Source organism: Pontixanthobacter sp. CEM42, assembly GCF_017812015.1.
Classification (GTDB): Bacteria; Pseudomonadota; Alphaproteobacteria; order Sphingomonadales; family Sphingomonadaceae; genus Pontixanthobacter.
Window position 1 is genome coordinate 1318893 of record NZ_JADQTN010000001.1, and the last position, 18020, is coordinate 1336912.

At 56.7% G+C, this 18020-nt stretch carries 13 protein-coding genes and 1 tRNA gene; 6 read left to right on the plus strand and 8 right to left on the minus strand.

All coding sequences use genetic code 11. The annotated features are described in order from the left end of the window. Positions 1-16: 16 nt before the first annotated feature. Positions 17-1435: a DEAD/DEAH box helicase gene (locus tag J9777_RS06330; RefSeq protein WP_209348630.1), complete on the minus strand. Its 1419-nt coding sequence runs from the start codon at positions 1433-1435 to the stop codon at positions 17-19. A gap of 188 nt (positions 1436-1623) precedes the next feature. Beyond that, on the minus strand, positions 1624-2190 hold the full coding sequence (locus tag J9777_RS06335; protein ID WP_209347896.1) for a hypothetical protein: 567 nt from the start codon (positions 2188-2190) through the stop codon (positions 1624-1626). Positions 2191-2361: 171 nt separating this feature from the next. Here J9777_RS06335 and J9777_RS06340 point away from each other — a divergent pair, with 171 nt between their 5' ends. Further along, positions 2362-3792 carry an FAD-binding oxidoreductase gene (locus J9777_RS06340; protein WP_245228523.1) on the plus strand — a complete coding sequence of 477 codons (1431 nt, stop codon included), beginning with the start codon at positions 2362-2364 and terminating at the stop codon, positions 3790-3792. Positions 3793-3934: 142 nt separating this feature from the next. Beyond that, positions 3935-4717: a SapC family protein gene (locus J9777_RS06345; RefSeq protein WP_209347898.1), complete on the plus strand. Its 783-nt coding sequence runs from the start codon at positions 3935-3937 to the stop codon at positions 4715-4717. A gap of 190 nt (positions 4718-4907) precedes the next feature. On the opposite strand, the gene J9777_RS06350 is transcribed toward J9777_RS06345, so the two are convergent. Continuing rightward, complete coding sequence (locus tag J9777_RS06350) at positions 4908-5855, minus strand: N-formylglutamate amidohydrolase (protein WP_209347899.1); 948 nt, start codon at positions 5853-5855, stop codon at positions 4908-4910. Positions 5856-5968: 113 nt separating this feature from the next. Between J9777_RS06350 and J9777_RS06355 the strand changes: the two genes are divergently transcribed. From J9777_RS06355 to J9777_RS06370, 4 genes are all read left to right on the plus strand, one after another. Continuing rightward, positions 5969-6358, plus strand: coding sequence for a response regulator (locus J9777_RS06355; protein ID WP_209347900.1), 390 nt, complete (start codon positions 5969-5971; stop codon positions 6356-6358). A gap of 87 nt (positions 6359-6445) precedes the next feature. Continuing rightward, positions 6446-6520, plus strand: a tRNA-Val gene (locus J9777_RS06360). A 130-nt stretch (positions 6521-6650) separates the two neighbouring features. Then, on the plus strand, positions 6651-7865 hold the full coding sequence (locus J9777_RS06365) for an NADP-dependent isocitrate dehydrogenase (protein ID WP_209347901.1): 1215 nt from the start codon (positions 6651-6653) through the stop codon (positions 7863-7865). 121 nt (positions 7866-7986) lie between these two features. Beyond that, on the plus strand, positions 7987-9744 hold the full coding sequence (locus tag J9777_RS06370) for a cation:proton antiporter (RefSeq protein WP_209347902.1): 1758 nt from the start codon (positions 7987-7989) through the stop codon (positions 9742-9744). Positions 9745-9746: 2 nt separating this feature from the next. Here J9777_RS06370 and alaS read toward each other — a convergent pair whose 3' ends face one another. The 5 genes from alaS to J9777_RS06395 all read right to left on the minus strand — a co-directional run bounded on the left by alaS (position 9747) and on the right by J9777_RS06395 (position 17859). Beyond that, on the minus strand, positions 9747-12398 hold the full coding sequence (gene alaS, locus J9777_RS06375; protein WP_209347903.1) for an alanine--tRNA ligase: 2652 nt from the start codon (positions 12396-12398) through the stop codon (positions 9747-9749). A 127-nt stretch (positions 12399-12525) separates the two neighbouring features. Beyond that, the gene (locus J9777_RS06380; protein WP_209347904.1) at positions 12526-13278 is read right to left on the minus strand and encodes a hypothetical protein; all 753 of its coding nucleotides are present in this window, start codon (positions 13276-13278) and stop codon (positions 12526-12528) included. A gap of 265 nt (positions 13279-13543) precedes the next feature. Next, positions 13544-14617 (minus strand): recombinase RecA, encoded by a 1074-nt coding sequence (recA, locus tag J9777_RS06385; RefSeq protein ID WP_209347905.1) that lies wholly within the window; start codon positions 14615-14617, stop codon positions 13544-13546. A gap of 156 nt (positions 14618-14773) precedes the next feature. Next, entirely contained in the window at positions 14774-16414 is a 1641-nt protein-coding gene (locus tag J9777_RS06390) for a hypothetical protein (RefSeq protein WP_209347906.1), read from the minus strand. 11 nt (positions 16415-16425) lie between these two features. Then, positions 16426-17859 carry a DUF4139 domain-containing protein gene (locus J9777_RS06395; protein ID WP_245228643.1) on the minus strand — a complete coding sequence of 478 codons (1434 nt, stop codon included), beginning with the start codon at positions 17857-17859 and terminating at the stop codon, positions 16426-16428. Positions 17860-18020 lie beyond the last annotated feature (161 nt).

Consider the following 18020-nt stretch of genomic DNA (forward strand, 5'->3'; position numbering starts at 1 on the left):
GAAGCCGGTTGCCAGATTACTTCTTGAAACCGACGCCCAGGAAACCAGGTTGCGGGCCATTCCATTCCCCTGGTGGAACTGGCTCGCTGTCCTCATCGCGGCGTTTGCGTGGCTGCTTTGGCTTGTCCGCGCGGTCCTGTTTGACGTCCTTCTTAGGCGCCCTTTTTGGCTTGTCCTGCTCAGGCGCTTTGGGCTCTTTCGCAGGCTTTTGGTCGCGCTCCGACTTGTCTTCACGGACTTTCTTCGGCGCACCAACATCATCCTTTTTTGGTTTCGGCTTCGGCGGAGGCTTGGGTGCATCTTTCAGCTCGACGCGGACATCGTCCTTGCCGAATACGTCGATCTTGCTCTTGGTCAACTTCTCAACGTTGCCGATCGCTTCGGCGTCCGCTTTGGTCACAAAAGTGAAGGCACGGCCCTTGGCCCCTGCCCGACCTGTGCGGCCGATGCGGTGGACATAATCATCGGGGTGCCACGGCGTGTCATAGTTAAAGACGTGGCTAACACCTTTGATGTCGAGCCCGCGTGCGGCAACATCGGATGCAACCAGAATATTAATGTCGCCCGATTTGAAGCGTTCCAGCTCCTTCTGGCGTGTGTTCTGGTCGATATCGCCGTGAATCTCGCCACTCTTAAAGCCGCTGCGTTGCAGGTCCTTGTTGAGCTGACGCACGGTCGTCTTCTTGTTGGAGAAAACGATCGCGGTTTCAACGTGGTCATTGCCGAGCAACCATTCCAGCGTCTCGCGCTTCTTGCGTTGTTCAACGTTGATCTTGAATGCGGTGATGTTGTCGTTGGTGCTTGCAGCACGGCTGACTTCGATCTGTTTGGGATTGCTGAGGAATTTGTCTGCGAGCTTCTTAATCACTGGCGGCATAGTGGCCGAGAACAGCATAGTTTGCCGATTTTCAGGCAGCTTCTCACAGATAAATTCGATGTCAGGAATGAAGCCCATATCGAGCATCCGGTCCGCTTCATCGATAACGAGCAATTCGCACCCGCTGAGCAGGATCTTCCCGCGCTCGAACAGATCCATCAAACGCCCTGGCGTGGCGATCAGCACGTCAACGCCTTCATTCAACGCTTTGAGCTGGTCACCCATTTGCACGCCGCCAATAAGCAGCGCCATTTTGAGGTCATGGTTCGCGCCATACTTCTCAAAATTCTCCGCAACCTGCGCCGCGAGTTCGCGCGTCGGTTCGAGAATAAGCGAACGCGGCATCAGCGCACGGCGACGGCCCGCGGCCATCACATCAATCATCGGGAGCACAAAGCTGGCGGTCTTGCCCGTACCCGTTTGCGCGATCCCGATGAGATCTTTCATCATCAGTACAGCGGGAATTGCTTCCGCCTGGATCGGTGTGGGTTCGGTGTAACCTGCGGCATCAACCGCTTTCAGAAGGTCTTCGGAGAGGCCGAGATCGGCAAATTTCATAGAGTATCCGGTAAATGGGGGCGTCACCATGGTGGCTTGCCCGATTGCGCACAGGCCCATTGCCTGTCCGTAAAATCGGTGCTGCCTCTGCGGGCACACCGTCAAAAAGTCAAGAATTCGCCCGTGGGTAGAAGCGCGAAAGCGCGACAATTAGGGCACAGTTCTGCGGGCAGAAGCCGTTCGCTGGGTCAGATCGGCTCGCGAACCACCTGTCGAAGCTCGCTAAGTTTGCATTTTACGCCTGTGCGCGTTTGCAATTTATCGCGCTGGATGCACAGATTTCCATCCTTGCTCGGCTCGATGTAAAAACCGGAATAGAAATCACGTGCGGAGCAGGCTTTCTCTAGGTTTGCGGCGATGATGCGTTGGTCCTGCATATAAAGCATCAGGCGGTTGTCGCGGGTCGATTGAACACCAGCGATGTCCTGCATCTTCACGCATTTGCCCATCTTCTTTTCGACCACACGAGTCTGCCGTGGAGCTCGGGGCGTTTCCGCATTCAGATTTTCCCGAGTCACAGGACGGCGCGGCGAAACACGGATAATCAGCCGGCGTTCGATGCGGACTTGAAATTGGACCTTACCGCTTTCGGGATTGAGCGTGGTCAGCCAAATGCGAACCGGCAGCGCGGGTTCGTCAGCTGGCTTAGCGGCCAGCTCGGCGGACATCGGAATTGCGACAGCTGGAGCTTCGTCCGCCGAAGGGGCAGGCAACAGCAGCGCCAGCGGCGCGAGCAAGGCTCCAAAAGTCGGCATGATCAGACGCGTTCACATTCCCCAAGCGGCGCGGCTTTTCATTGCAAAAAGCACAGTCGCAGCTCTATCAAGCGGCCTCTCCTAACGGCATAGGTTGAATGTCGGCTTAATTGATCTGCAAAATCCTGCAAGTGGTGGCGAAAGCCGATCAGGATGTGCCATAGAGCGCGCATGACGCAGAAGCCGGAATTTGTCGAGCAAGCATCGCAGCTGTTGGGTCCGCGCGGATTCACCAGCGATCCCGAGATGGTTTCGCCATGGCTGACCGATTGGCGCGGACGTTACACCGGTACGGCGATGGGGCTCGCCTCGCCCGCTTCAACCGGCGATGTTGCCGCTCTGGTGAAACTATGTTCCGAGCATGATGTCGCTATCGTACCGCAAGGCGGAAATAGCGGAATGTCCGGCGGCGCGACGCCCGATGATAGCGGCACGGCAATTGTTCTTTCGCTGCGGCGGATGAATACAATACGTGCACTCGATAAGGACGAAAAGACCGTAACCTGCGATGCTGGCGTGATCCTGCAGACATTGCACGACACGGCAGAAGCTGCACGTCTTCGCTTTCCGCTGACGTTGGGCGGCAAGGGTTCTGCGACCATTGGCGGGTTGATCTCTACCAATGCTGGCGGAACACAAGTGCTGCGGCATGGCACGATGCGCGCACAGGTCATCGGGCTGGAAGCAGTCTTACCCGACGGCCAAGTGTTCAATGCGCTGACGCCGCTGAAGAAAGACAATCGCGGGTTCGATCTCAAACAATTGCTGATCGGGTCGGAAGGCACACTGGGCATTGTGACCGCCGCAACGCTACGCCTGTTGCCAGAAATTGCCGGTCGCACTGTGATTTGGGCTGGTCTGCCATCAATCATCCATGCCCGCCAGTTCCTGCTGCACTGTCAGAGAATCGCCGGTGACCATCTGGAAGGATTTGAAGTCTTGCCCGCGCATTGCCTGGCGGCAGTGCTTGATCATCTGCCTGATGTGCGCTCGCCGCTAAATGGAGCACATCCTTGGAATGCCCTGATCGAGCTTGTCGGGAATGAGGACACAGTCGAAACAATCACCCCGCTTGCCGAAGCGATGCTCGAAAAAGCGCTCGATACGGAATTGATCGAGGACGCAACAATCGCGGCAAACGAGTCGCAGGCGGAAGCGTTCTGGCTATTGCGCGATTCGATTTCTCCTGCGGAACGCGCGATTGGCCCCGCGATGCAGCACGATATCTCCGTAGCCGTTGATCGGATGGCGCAGTTTGTCGAGGCTGCTGTTCCAGCCGTGGAGAACCGCTTTCCAAGTAGCACGGCCATTGCATTCGGACACCTTGGCGACGGCAACGTGCATTTCCATGTGCTCGCCCCCAAAAATGCAACGGCCGGCGAATGGGAAGTCGCGGAAGGCAAAGAAATCAGTGGCTTCGTGCATGACCTTGTCACTGAATGGGGAGGCTCGATCAGCGCGGAGCACGGCATCGGCCAGATGAAGGTCGCCGAGTTGGGCCGGTTGGGCGATCCGGCAGCCCTCTCAATGATGCGCAGTGTAAAGCAAGCGCTCGATCCCAAAGGATTGTTCAATCCCGGCAAGCTGGTCCCGCCGGAATAGCAATCGGTGGTCATCCACCAGCATCATCGAACTGTCATACTTGCTTCGCGCGCATTCTACCCGTAAAGCGCGCGCTTCACGCGGGGGACGCGCCAGCGCCTGCCGCACCGATATTCTACTTAAGACGAACCGGAGATAATCCATGGCGAGCGCGCCGCAACCTCAATTGCCCTTGTTTTACAAAGACCTCATGCCGCTTAACAGCCGCGACCACGCGACTTGGAAGACCAAGAGCAGCGATTCCGCTGAATGGCTAATCGGTCAACACGCGATTCCTCTGACGGTTGACGAGTTCGTTCAGACTGCACGCGATTTCCCGATCATTTTCTCCTCGGGTGACAACCCGCTTCCACTGGCTTTGATGGGCCTAAATGAAGGCGTGAACACATTTGTTGATGACAAAGGCAAGATCAACGATCCGGTCTATTTGCCCGCATATGTGCGCCGCTATCCCTTCATGCTCGCCAAACTGACGCCTGAAGGTGACGATCTTTCGCTCTGCTTCGATCCAACTGCCGGTACGGTCGGCGAATTCGATGACGGTCAGGAACTGTTCGACAAAGATGGCAAGGCTACCGAAGCGACACAGAACATTCTCGATTTCTGCGAGCATTTCGAAGGCGCCGGTCAACGCACCAAGGCGTTCATTGACGAGCTTCAAAAGCACGAGTTGCTGATGGACGGTGAAATCGCCATTTCGCAAAATGACGATCCAGATAAACCGTTTGTTTATCGCGGCTTCCAGATGATTGATCAGGAAAAGCTGAAAGAAGTTCGCGGTGACGTACTGCGCGACTGGAACCAAAATGGCATGCTCGCACTGATCTATGCGCACATGATGTCGCTGGACCTGATGCGCACCATCTTTGCCCGTCAGGTACAGCAAGGCACCGCACCAAAACCGGCTGACGCGCCTGCCGCATAAACGGCGGTAAACCGAACAATATTGGCGGCGGTTGGGGTTGAAAGACCCTTGCCGCCGCCTTATTTTTATAGGGTCCGGACAGCACTCCCCCTCATAGCTGGCCGGACAGGCGCGCATTGCGCGCCACCTCCCTGAACCTTGGCCACCTCGTGCATTTGCGCGAGGTGGCTCTTTTCATGAAAATCTTAGCTTACTCGGCAGCGAGTGGCTGATTGCGCGTTCGGCCCAGCGCTGCGACTTCTTCGCCAATCACTCGCACCAATCCGGCTAAGCGCTGGCTCAAACCGGCGATCTCAGCCGAAAGCGTCGACATATCGTTTTCCAGGTAGAGCGAGCGGCAGATTTCCAACTGGATCGCATGAATCGACCGCGCGGGCGCAGCATGACGGTCCAACACATATCCGCCCGCATAGGGGCGGTTATGGGCAACTCTCGCGCCATCATCAGAGAGTTTCTGCAAAGCGCTGGCCACCAACCGGTCGCTCGCGGACGCCCCGAACCTGTCACCGAGCACAAACTGCGCGGGTAGATCGTCACGATTGGCTTTCTTGAGCGGCGGCATCGAGTGGAAATCGAGCAGCAGCGCCGCCCCCCACTGATCGCGCATTGTTTGCAAAGCAGCGGACAGCGCGGAATGATACGGGACATGCACTTGCCGGATTCGCGCATCCAGTTCGACCTGCGATGTCATTCCTGACCAAATTTCTCCCAAGCCGGGTAAACGACGCGGAATCAAACCTAGGCCGCTCCGCGCTCGGCGATTGGCCAGAGAATGCCGCACACCATCGGGCCTAGAATTGGTGATCATGTCCCAATCGACATCGTCGGTGGCTCTGTTCAGGTCGAGCATCGCGCGCGGGGCATGCGCAACCAGTAATCCCGCCCCCGTCTGCCGCGCCACTAGCGATGCCAGTTGATCGACGTGTCGATCCTCCAGTCGAATTGATGAATAGTCGGGGCGGCGCATCCGCTTGGCCAAACTCTCAGGATAGACCCTGCCTGCGTGCGGTACCGCGATTAGCACGGGAATCGGTAGATCGTCAGGCAGCTTGAGCGAATATGCCGGCTTGCGGGTGCCGGGTATGATTCCGCCCTCTTCCAAGCGCCTTTCGCCATGATCGTCGTTAGCCTGCGTCATTAACGCCTTTGCTGAACGCTCTGCGTTGACGAGTCAAAACATTGCTGTGTCAAAGCTGGCCAACTGTCACAAAGCGAGGGATTTCTTAAGTCAATCAGCCTAAGAGGCTTCGCATGACGGAATCAGCAGCCCTACGTATCCTTTTGGCCGAGGATGAAGAAGCCATGCGCACCTATCTGGCGCGCGCTCTCGAAAAAGCCGGCTATGAGGTCGTTTCTGTCGACCGTGGGACCGAAGCGGTTCCTCTACTGGAGGCGGAGCATTTCGATCTGCTCCTTTCGGACATTGTCATGCCTGAAATGGACGGGATCGAGCTGGCACAGCGCTGCAACGAAGTTAGCCCGGCGACCAAAGTGATGTTCATCACCGGATTCGCTGCGGTCACTCTTAAGGCAAGCCGTGAACAGCCGACCGCCAAGGTGCTGTCCAAGCCGTTCCACCTGCGCGATCTCGTACTCGAAGTGGAACGCGTTTTCGAAGATCAGGCGCAAGCGAGCCTTTAATCGCTTCCAGAGCAATCACCCTCTTGCGCGGCTGATTGACCAGCGCTAGAGGGCGCTCCTGCTGTTTCGACAGCGATAAGATGGTGCGGGCGTATAGCTCAGTGGTAGAGCACTGTATTGACATTGCAGGGGTCGGAAGTTCAACTCTTCCTACGCCCACCATCCTTCCAAAAGGCGTCGCGATTGCGGCGCCTTTTTGCTTTTGGGTCATACCCACCTTGCCTCTACGCTCCCCTCTGCTAAAGCGCGCTCACACCCTAAACGCAGGCCCAAAACAGAGGCAAAATTCCCCATGGCGAAAATCACCGTGAAGAACCCCGTTGTCGAACTCGACGGCGATGAAATGACCAAGATTATCTGGCAGTGGATCCGCGAACGACTGATCCTGCCTTACCTCGATGTTGATCTGAAATATTACGATCTGTCGATTGAAAAGCGCGACGAAACCGATGACCAAATCACCGTGGACGCAGCCAATGCGATCAAGGAGCACGGCGTCGGCGTAAAATGCGCAACCATCACACCGGACGAAGCGCGCGTTGAAGAGTTCGACCTCAAGAAAATGTGGCGTTCGCCCAACGGTACGATCCGCAACATCCTCGGCGGTGTTGTGTTCCGTGAGCCTATCGTAATTGACAACGTCCCGCGCCTAGTTCCCGGCTGGACCGACCCCATCGTCGTTGGCCGTCACGCATTCGGTGACCAATATCGCGCGACCGATACATTGATCCCGGGTGCCGGTAAGTTACGCCTCGTATTTGAAGGCGCCGACGGCAAGAACATCGATCTCGACGTGTTCGAATTCGAACAGCCTGGCGTCGCGATGGCGATGTACAATTTGGACGATTCGATCCGCGACTTTGCCCGCGCCAGCTTCCAGTATGGTCTGGACCGCAAGTGGCCCGTCTATCTGTCGACTAAGAACACCATCCTCAAAAAATATGATGGGCGCTTCAAGGACCTGTTCCAGGAAGTGTTCGACGCCGAATATGCCGCCGCATTCGAGAAAGCTGGCATCACTTACGAGCACCGTCTGATCGACGACATGGTCGCGGCGGCGCTTAAATGGAGCGGCAAGTTCGTTTGGGCCTGTAAGAACTATGATGGCGATGTGCAGTCGGACATCGTGGCACAGGGCTTCGGCTCGCTCGGCCTGATGACTTCGGTTCTGATGACACCAGACGGCAAGACTGTTGAAGCGGAAGCTGCACACGGCACCGTAACCCGTCACTTCCGCCAACACGAGCAAGGCAAGGCGACATCGACCAACCCGATCGCCTCAATCTTCGCATGGACACGCGGCCTGATGTATCGCGGCAAATTCGATGACACACCGGAAGTTGTGAAGTTCGCTGAAACGCTTGAGCGTGTCTGCATCGAAACCGTTGAGAACGGCCAGATGACCAAAGACCTTGCCCTGCTGATCGGCCCACAACAGAACTGGCTGACTACAGAGCAGTTCTTCGAAGCGATTGTGACCAATCTCGAGAAAGAAATGGCTGCCTAAGCCTCTTTCGTACCAAACAATTTGAAGCGGGCGCCGTGCATTGCGGCGTCCGCTTCATTGATTCTGGATAGAGAGCAGATCGTGCCGTGACACTGTCACCGTGACAGGATAGGCTGGCCGCATGGCCGGGGAAATCGACACATCATCAATGGGCGACGCGCTGGTTATCCTGGGCGCCGCTGGCTTGGTGATACCGGTCTTCACCCGCTTTCGCATTACGCCGGTTATCGGATTTATCCTGATCGGCGTTGCGGTGGGACCGTTTGGTCTCGGTAAACTGATCTACGACATACCGTGGCTCAGTTACGTAACGATAACCGATCCCGAAGCGCTGGAACCCTTTGCCGAATTCGGCATCATCCTGCTGCTATTCACGATCGGGCTGGAACTGTCTTTCAAACGGCTATGGCAGATGCGAAGATTGGTCTTCGGACTTGGCGCACTTGAACTGCTGATTATCGGGACATCTCTTGCGGTTGTCCTCGCAATGATGGGGCAATACTGGACCGGCGCAATGGCGTTGGGTTTGGCGCTGGCGTTCTCATCCACCGCAATCGTGTTGCCAATTTCGGGTACAACTTCGCCCGTAGGCCGCGCCGCGCTGTCGATGTTGCTTTTCGAAGACATTATGATCGTACCGATCATCTTCATCCTCGGCGCCTTGGGCCCAGCAGCACAGGATGGTGGCTGGGAAGGTCTGGTCGAAATCCTGTGGCAAGGCGGCTTGGTGGTGTTTGCACTACTTGTGTTAGGCCGCATCGCCCTGCCCCGCTTGTTCGCGCAAGCCGCCCGCACCAAAAGCCCTGAGCTGTTTCTGGCGGCCAGCCTGCTGGTTGTTATCGGTGCGAGTCTCGCCACCTCCGTCGTTGGTCTTTCGCCTATCGTCGGCGCAATCATCGCCGGACTGCTAATCGCGGAAACCGAGTATCACAGCGAGGTTGAGGGCATTATCGAGCCGTTCAAAGGCCTCGCCCTCGGTATCTTCCTGATCACGGTCGGCATGAGCATTGATCTGGCGACGATCTGGGCGAACCTTGGCTCGATCCTGCTCGCGGTTGTGTTGGTACTGGTGTTCAAAGCGGCGGTGACCGGTTTCCTTCTTCGGATGATGGGTGCGCGGCGCAGCACAGCGGCAGAAACTGGCATTCTAATGGCTAGCCCATCCGAGACGACTTTGATCGTCCTGGCAGCGGCCAGTGCAGCAGCATTGATCCAACCTGGCACCGCGCAGTTTTGGCAGATCGTCACTGCCATAGGCCTGACAGTCACCCCTCTACTCGCGCGCCTTGGTCGCGTGATCGCACGCCGTGTCGAGCCAGCACCCGAATTAGAAGAAATCGATCACAGCACACCGCCAGTAATCGTCATCGGCATTGGCCGCGTTGGGCGGCTTATCGCGCAGATGCTCGATAAACATGAGCGCCCTTATCTAGCCGTCGACTCCGATGCGGACTTGATTGAATCCGCCAAGCGCCAAGGCTATCGCGCAACCTTCGGTGACGCAGCACGCGGCGATGCGATGAACCGCCTTGGAATTGACCGAGCGCCCGCAGTGGTTCTGACCATGGACGAACCAGTGCTAGCGGAGCGGCTGACCCGCAAGCTCCGCAAGGAGCATCCCGATCTGCTCATCGTTGCCCGCGCGCGCGACACAAGCCATGCGGCGGAACTTTACCGCGCTGGCGCAAGCCATGCGATACCCGAAAGCTTGGAAAGCTCATTGCAGCTATCCGAGGCCGTGCTGGTCGATATCGGCGTGGCGATGGGGCCGGTCATCGCTTCAATTCACGAGAAGCGTGACGAATACCGGGTCAAAATCGAGCAAGAAGGCGCGCTTGACTACACCCCAAAGCTGCGCACCAGCACTATAGAAAGCTAAGCCTAGCCGGCGATTGCCGCACGTACCGCGGCAATCGCTTCATCAGCCTTATCGCCATCCGGACCCCCGCCCTGCGCCATGTCAGCGCGGCCACCACCGCCTTTGCCGCCGAGAGCCTCTACGCCAACACGGACCAAGGCCACTGCGTCATGCTGCTTGGTCAGATCGTCGGTGACAGCCACGGCAAAAGCTGCGCGACCATCATTGACCGCGACCGCAGCCGCAATGCCGGAACCTAGGCGCGATTTCGCTTCATCAAGCAGACCGCGAAGTTCTTTCGGATTAAGGCCATCGAGCACTTGGCCGGAGAACTTCACACCGCCAATGTCTTCGTCAGCAGGTCCTGACGCAGCAGCACCGCCGCCTAGCGCCAGTTGTTTGCGCGCCTCAGACAGCTCTTTCTCAAGCGCTTTGCGTTCTTCAACCAATGCGGCGACGCGTGCGCTTGCATCATCGGGAGATGTCTTGAGTACCCCAGCGAGGTTTTTGAGCGCATCCTCACGCCCGACAAGCCATTGCCGTGCAGCCTCGCCAGTCAGCGCCTCAATACGGCGAACACCAGACGATACCGCGCTTTCAGAGATAATCCGGAACACGCCGATATCACCTGTGGCTTTCACGTGGGTCCCGCCGCACAACTCGACAGAGTAGTTCTTTCCATCAGTTGACTGCTGCCCCATCGACAAAACACGGACTTCATCGCCGTACTTTTCGCCAAATAGTGCCATGGCGCCTGCTTCAATAGCGTCATCGGGGCTCATGAGACGTGTCACCACGGGATCATTTGCGCGAATCTCAGCGTTCACTTCGCTTTCAATTGCCGCGATGTCTTCTTCGTTCAGCGCTACAGGCTGCGAGAAGTCAAAACGCAGCCGATCCTCAGCCACCAGAGAGCCTTTCTGCGTAACGTGATCGCCCAAGCGGTTGCGCAGCGCCGCATGAACGAGGTGCGTCGCCGAATGGTTTGCGCGGATCCGGTCACGGCGACCTGCGTCAACGTCCATATGCACGGTGTCGCCGACGCTGATCGTGCCCGCTTCAATCTTGGCGTGATGCGTGTGCAAACGACCGAGCGGTTTCGCCGTGTCGATCACATCCACTGACAAGCCCTCGGGCGTGCTGATTGAACCAACATCGCCAGCCTGACCGCCGCTCTCACCATAGAACGGTGTCTGGTTGGTCAATACCGTGACCTCGTCACCCTCGGAAGCTGATCGCACCTCATCACCACCTTTGACGAGCGCAACGACGCGCCCTTCACCGCTGGTGGAGGTGTAACCAGTAAACTCGGTGCTACCTTCGCGTTCGGCAATATCAAACCAGACCTCGTTAGAGGCCGCCTCGCCCGAGCCTTTCCATGCTGCGCGTGCGGCGGCTTTCTGGCGATCCATCGCAGCGTCGAAGCCGGCGCGGTCCACTGCGATTCCGCGGTCGCGCAGAGCATCCTCAGTCAGATCGTATGGGAAGCCGTAGGTGTCGTAGAGTTTGAACGCGGTTTCACCATCGAGCTGCTCGCCGTCGCTCATATCGCCAGTTGCATCGTCGAGTAGCTTTAGGCCTTTGTCGAGCGTCCGGCGGAATTGCGTTTCCTCTCGCTCAAGCACTTCGGTTATTAGCGCCTGGCCGCGTTGCAATTCCGGATAGGCCTGCCCCATCTCAGTCACGAGTTCAGGCACCAATCGGTGCATCAGCGGCTCGCTCGCACCGAGCAAATGCGCATGCCGCATCGCGCGGCGCATGATCCGGCGCAGCACATAGCCCCGACCTTCATTCGATGGGAGGACGCCGTCAGCGAGCAAGAAACTGGTCGAGCGCAAGTGGTCTGCAATAACGCGGTGGCTCGCTTGTGTGTCACCTTCTGCCGCAACGCCCGTTAGGCTCTCGGATGCGGCAATCAGCGCTTTGAATGTGTCAGTATCATAATTGTCGTGCACGCCCTGCATTACAGCGGCAACGCGTTCGAGCCCCATGCCGGTGTCGATCGAAGGTTTGGGAAGATCGGTACGATTGCCTGCGCCATCCTGCTCGAATTGCATGAAGACGAGATTCCATATCTCAATAAAGCGGTCGCCGTCTTCGTCAGGTGATCCGGGAGGGCCGCCAGGGATATGATCGCCGTGATCGTAGAAAATCTCGCTACAAGGACCGCAGGGCCCCGTGTCACCCATCGACCAGAAATTATCATTGGTAGCGATGCGGATGATACGGTCTTCAGGCAGACCAGCGATCTTGCGCCACAGATCAAAAGCTTCATCGTCAGTGTGATAGACCGTCGCAATCAGCTTTTCAGCGGGTAGGCCCCATTCCTTGGTCAGCAGCGTCCACGCATTGTGGATTGCCTGCTCCTTGAAGTAGTCGCCGAAAGAGAAGTTACCCAGCATCTCGAAAAAGGTATGGTGCCGTGCGGTGTAGCCAACGTTGTCGAGATCATTGTGCTTGCCGCCGGCGCGGACGCATTTCTGCGAGCTGGTCGCGCGCGGTGCTGGCGGTGTTTCGAGGCCGGTGAACACGTTCTTGAACGGCACCATGCCCGCATTGACGAACATCAATGTAGGATCATTGTAGGGTACCAGCGGCGCACTAGGCACCGAAGCATGGTCCTGTGCCGCGAAATAGTCGAGAAACGAGCGGCGAATGTCATTGGTCGATTGCATCAGATGCAATTAATCACTGCAGGCGCAGGCGACAAGCGATTAAGCGAACCAAATGCGCAAAGAAAAACCGGTGCGAGGCGGCGCTGTCTCCAGCGGGCCTGCACACCGGTCAATTCTATGGACGCGATCATTCCATCCGTTTTTTGAAGCACTTCTTCAGTGCCTTTTCTCTTCTGCTAGTCTTTTCAATCGTGTTTGCTTCTGCCTTACACATTGCCAATGGCGTGTTGCCGAATGTTTCATCCATCGCACGTTGCGAATCAAAATTCGAAGACAGACTCCCATCTGCTGTAAACTCAACAGGCTGCGCTATTTGTGCAGCGAGTTCACGACCGGTCGGAAGTCGTGCGCGTTTACCAGTAATGAAGCCTGCGAAAACACCAATCGCTAGAACACCAACACCGGTTGCTACGGTGTTACCTTCGCCCTCCTGCCGGAAATCACCTTTGATAGGTATCTCAGCCCCGCCAAGATTAACCGACCGCAGACCGAATTCCAACTTGCCCGATTTGCCAAACGCGCCCTTACCTGTGCGCCAAGTAATTTCAGCGGATGCCGGAGTTCCGGCTGGGATAACCACCTTGTTATCGATGACCACGTCGTCTTTTACGGTGAGTTCAAAAATATCACCTGCATCATGCGTACTACTATTAACCTCATCAGTGACGACGAGGGTCAGCGGCCGTCCTGCAGCCAAGGTCAATGGGCCGGCCGGCTTCGCTACGACTGGTGTTCGAACCACTTCTACAGCTTCAACCACTTCGCTAGCTGCCGTTGGCATTTGCGCAGGTTCCGACTGTTCTTGTGTTTCAGCATCCTGTGCCTGCAATGGCATCGCAATAAGTGCGGCAGTTGCCACACCAAATAAATACTTCCTCATACGTCCCCTAAGGATTTGCAGCCTACAATAAGGCCATTGGGCCTTGTTAGAAGATACGGTAAGGGACGTCTAATGAATATCAACTAAGTTGGTGGAATATATCACAAAGTCAGCATCAACAGTCCGATCTCCACGAATTTCACTTTAACAGAAAGAAAAACCGGTGCGGGGCGCTGCTATCTCCAGCATGCCTCTCGCACCGGTCTTCCGTTTGCCCGGACGCGGGAACTAGTCCCTTTCAATGCGTCCGCTTGAAAAAATGATGTCAGTCCTCTTCGCTGGCCTCTGCGTCAGGGCCCGTCATCATTTCTTCGGCGACTTCATCGGTGCGGCCGCGAATTGCAGCTTCCAACTTGTCGCGCATCTCTACATTTTCATCGAGGAAGGTCTTCGAGTTCTCACGCCCCTGCCCGATCCGGACCGAGTCATAGGAGAACCATGAACCGGATTTCTCAACCACACCGGCTTTCACACCAAGATCGAGAATTTCACCAGTCTTCGAAATACCTTTGCCATACATGATGTCGAATTCGACTTGCTTGAATGGCGGAGCAACTTTGTTCTTAACGACCTTCACGCGAGTCGAGTTGCCGATCACTTCATCGCGGTCTTTGATCTGACCCGTGCGGCGAATGTCGAGACGAACAGATGCGTAAAATTTGAGCGCGTTACCGCCAGTGGTGACTTCGGGATTGCCATACATCACGCCAATCTTCATCCGCAGCTGGTTGATAAAGATCACCATGCATTTGGAGCGGTTGATTGAGCCGGTCAGCTTACGCAGGCTTTGCGACATCAGGCGAGCTTGCAGGCCGACATGACTGTCGCCCATCTCACCTTCGATTTCTGCACGGGGGACCAGCGCAGCAACCGAATCGACCACCAAAACGTCAATCGCATTGGAGCGCACCAGCGTATCGACGATTTCGAGCGCTTGCTCACCCGTGTCAGGCTGCGAAATGATCAACTCGTCAATATCTACACCGAGCTTCTTGGCATACACAGGATCAAGTGCATGTTCCGCATCGACGAACGCGACTGTGCCGCCGTCCTTCTGCGCCTCTGCCAGTACATGCAGTGCGAGCGTGGTCTTACCCGAACTTTCCGGACCATACACTTCAATCACCCGACCTTTAGGCAGGCCGCCAATGCCGAGAGCAATATCCAAACCAAGCGAGCCAGTCGAAATAGATTCGACCTCCATCGCCTCTTTCGAGCCCAGCTTCATGGCCGAGCCTTTACCGAATGCGCGGTCAATCTGTGCGAGTGCCGCGTCGAGCGCCTTTTGACGGTCCACGTTCTTTTCCTTACCTTCTACAAGCTTAAGACTAGCTGCCATCACACGGCTCCCATTGATTGCCTAGAGGGTCAGAAATTTTGCCCCCGATTCATCGTCTGAGAGAGTATGTACCGTGTTTGTTCCAAAAGAACAAGAGCGGAACAAATTTTTTTGCAATTGAACCAAAACCCACAGAATCGCACGGCTTGGAGCGACCTATTGGTCGGCTAAAAACCCGTCAGTATGGCGGATTTTCCAGCTGTATGTTTGGCTGGAATTGGCTGGCAACCGAATTTCAACCACCAGTTGACCATCCTTTACGCGCGCTTTCTTGCGCGGCCAGCGGACATCGAAATCTTCAGGATAACCGATCACCATCCGCACGCGTACCGGGTGGTTGTTGGCGTTAGTCATCTCTGCCTTCATCTTTGTCCATTTGCGCGCGTTATCGTCAGGTTCCCGCTCGCCCACGCGCGCGCATCTGGAGAATACCTGCGTGCTCGTGCCCAATTCCAGCTCGATATCCTGGCCGACCGCGTAGTCGCGCATATCGAGTTCGCCGACCAGTTGGGTGCCAGCGGGACCAGGTTCGAACAAAGCCATTCCGCCCATCGGCAGTGCTGCCCCTAGACCCTTCTCCTCCTCATTCTCCATGGTCAGGAGTATTTGCGTGAAGTTGATATCATCGCTGTCGTCGATCCGGGCGAACTCGGCATAGGGCTCGCAATCCGCGACATAGAGAAACTCGCCCTGCACCTTGCCCTTGTTGAGAAACGCAACCTGTTTCAGGCCTTTGGCAGCAACAGTCATCGTCTCCGGAATGCGGTAGAGTTTCAGATCACCCAATTGCTCTTCGATTGCCTTAACCGCAATCGGGCTTTCTTGAAGCCCCTCGGTTCGCCGCATGGCGGTCACCACAATGGCGCCATCCGCCATCGCTTCCATCGCCATCGGCGGTGGCGGAACAGCAACCGGTGTGGCGTAGGAATAGACCGGTGTACCAGCTGCAGTGCTGCCGAGCGGATAACAAGTCAGACGAAGTGGGCGCGCAGTCGGCGGCTCGGCCAACCCGCGAAAATCACTTTCGACATTGATCGTCCCCGCCACCGCCATAAGATCGGCATCGGGAAAGCTCTGTCCATTGTCGTTAAGCACTGTCAGCCAGGACAGAAGGCTTAACCCGACCTTCCCCTTCGCGCTCGTGTCACCAAGCGTTGCGACATAATTGGCCTGCCAATCGAAGCCCCATGCTAGATATGTGAGCGTCACCTGATACGTACCGCCAGACGGATCACGCGTATCAATACTAAAGACCGGATCGGCAGAAAGGCCGTCTGGCACCTTATCGAAAGTCAGCTTCTCCGGCAGTCCGGAACAACGAACCGCCTCATACCCCTCCCGTGTTTGCAGCACGAGACCGCCATCGGCGCGAGTGCGGATTACCGCACTTTCACTGGCCGCAGTACCTGTCGCCGGATTGGTGCGGGTGATCCGCACACGATTGCCCAGAGTTCCATCGACCAGAGACGCAGGTGAGAGCAAATCGGCATTGCGGTTCTTCTCGATGGTGCCGCCCGGTAAACCGGTAACAATCGCGCTGACTGCCACCATGCCCTCCGCAACGCCGTCGAAACGGATCGTGCTTTCACCCGCGGGCAGCGTCACATTGCGTGTTTCGCTGATCATCGCAAAGCCTTGCGGCCAATTGCGGTTCATCTCCTGGCCCTCGCGCCGATTTGGATCGCGATAGACAGTTACCGAAAGTGCTTCGGGTTCGCTGGCAGTCACAACTTCGCGCGCACTCGACGGCGCGCTCAGCAATGCCAGCGGCAATATTGCAAGAAGGAAGCGGCGCATCGCAGCGCCCCTTAGTAGCGTGTAGCGAATGTTACGCGGAACTCGCGCTCACCGTTGGCTGGTATAGGTACGACCCATTTGCGCCGGTCAGCATTGAGCTGCGTTCCAGGCACATCTTCGCTGACAATCCGGTAGTCACGGCTCCACCATCCGCGATCCAATCCAGCCTGAACCAGATCAACCTCGACCGGGACCGATTTTGCATTCGTCATCGTGTAACGCATCGTGGTTTGCCAAAATTTGGTTGGCCGTTCCTCGTCGACGCGAGCCACCTCTTCTCCGTCCTCATAAACAATATAGCGTGCAGTTTTCTGCCACTCGCTGGAGGTCAGCACTTCCCGCTTTTCGACCTCGGCCTGAATGAAAATATCGAACGCATCGCCGGTGCGCAGCGACAATTCGCTGCCCATTGGCGTGTGACCAATGCGGTTTTCGCCGATGAATTGGGGCGTGCCTTTGCTGTCGCGTTGGTAGAAGCGCACGGTTCCTGCTGGCAGCGCGTCACCAAGTCCGCCTTCGCTCGATGAGGAAAAGGCAATCTCGCTCGAAACATTCACTGGATTGCTATCATTGCGCATCCAACCGACTGTGCGGCTGTAGACCTTGCGTGCGGCAACTCCTTGCACATCCATAAAGCTGACTTGCTTTGTCTGGCGATTGGCAATCGTGGTGCGTGCGCCGATCGGGTAGAGATAGAACTCCCCTACTTGCTCGCGATTGGCCGACTGCGTACCCGCGCGAACCATGTTGCGATTCACGTTGCGCCTGCCGCCATTGGGGTTACCCGCGACCAGCAGAGTGTTGGCGTTGTGGAATGTGGTGCCGGTTGTGTTGGCTAGCGTGACCCAACCTTGCATATCGATGGTATCCTTACCTTCGTCATACAAAGCAACATAGTCAGCGGTCCAACCAAGGCCTGGGGTGAGGTAGCGGATCGATGCGGGGCGAGTGCCCGCACGATTGCTCTGGACATTGACCGAAAGTGTCGGCCGCGCGCGGAGATTGGGCGGGACACGGTCAAATACTGCACGGACCGGCAAGCCATCATCGCGAAGTACTTCGATCCGATTGCCGATCTGCACCACGACACCGCCGGCGGTTGAGAGGATTTTGGCCCGTTCGCGGGTCTCGGCACCCGTAGCCGGATTGGTGCGGACCAGAGTGATTGTCTGACCGATGGCTTTTTCCATCAGCTTGCCGGGAGTTAGAAGATCAAAGTCAAAATTTTGCTCGACAATCGCGGTGCCCGGGGCGGCAAAGCTGAGTGTTTCAGCGCGGATCTGGGCGGAGACATCGGGGAATTCGATCCGGCTGCGCCCACGCTCAATATCCAGCTGGCGAATGTCCTGCACCAGCGACTGGCCGTTCTGATAGATCGTGACCGATACATCGCCCTGCGCTGTGGCGTCGGGGTCAGCAATGGTGTCTGCGGCAGATTGCGCCAGCGTGGGGCCATTGAGAAGACCGGCAACTGCCAAAACCGAGGCTATCGCTGTTCCCTTCAAAAACGCCCCAGAAAATGTCCGAGCCAAAGTGCTGCGCTGCATAATTCCATCCCCAAATTATCGCTCTCGCATGAAACGAGAGCCGGTCCCTGCCCCTATCC

Coding starts and splice junctions, on each gene's coding strand:
- J9777_RS06330 (WP_209348630.1), bottom strand. CDS start 1,435: ATGAAATTTGCCGATCTCGGCCTCTCCGAAGACCTTCTGAAAGCGGTT.
- J9777_RS06335 (WP_209347896.1), bottom strand. CDS start 2,190: ATGCCGACTTTTGGAGCCTTGCTCGCGCCGCTGGCGCTGCTGTTGCCT.
- J9777_RS06340 (WP_245228523.1), top strand. CDS start 2,362: ATGACGCAGAAGCCGGAATTTGTCGAGCAAGCATCGCAGCTGTTGGGT.
- J9777_RS06345 (WP_209347898.1), top strand. CDS start 3,935: ATGGCGAGCGCGCCGCAACCTCAATTGCCCTTGTTTTACAAAGACCTC.
- J9777_RS06350 (WP_209347899.1), bottom strand. CDS start 5,855: ATGACGCAGGCTAACGACGATCATGGCGAAAGGCGCTTGGAAGAGGGC.
- J9777_RS06355 (WP_209347900.1), top strand. CDS start 5,969: ATGACGGAATCAGCAGCCCTACGTATCCTTTTGGCCGAGGATGAAGAA.
- J9777_RS06365 (WP_209347901.1), top strand. CDS start 6,651: ATGGCGAAAATCACCGTGAAGAACCCCGTTGTCGAACTCGACGGCGAT.
- J9777_RS06370 (WP_209347902.1), top strand. CDS start 7,987: ATGGCCGGGGAAATCGACACATCATCAATGGGCGACGCGCTGGTTATC.
- alaS (WP_209347903.1), bottom strand. CDS start 12,398: ATGCAATCGACCAATGACATTCGCCGCTCGTTTCTCGACTATTTCGCG.
- J9777_RS06380 (WP_209347904.1), bottom strand. CDS start 13,278: ATGAGGAAGTATTTATTTGGTGTGGCAACTGCCGCACTTATTGCGATG.
- recA (WP_209347905.1), bottom strand. CDS start 14,617: ATGGCAGCTAGTCTTAAGCTTGTAGAAGGTAAGGAAAAGAACGTGGAC.
- J9777_RS06390 (WP_209347906.1), bottom strand. CDS start 16,414: ATGCGCCGCTTCCTTCTTGCAATATTGCCGCTGGCATTGCTGAGCGCG.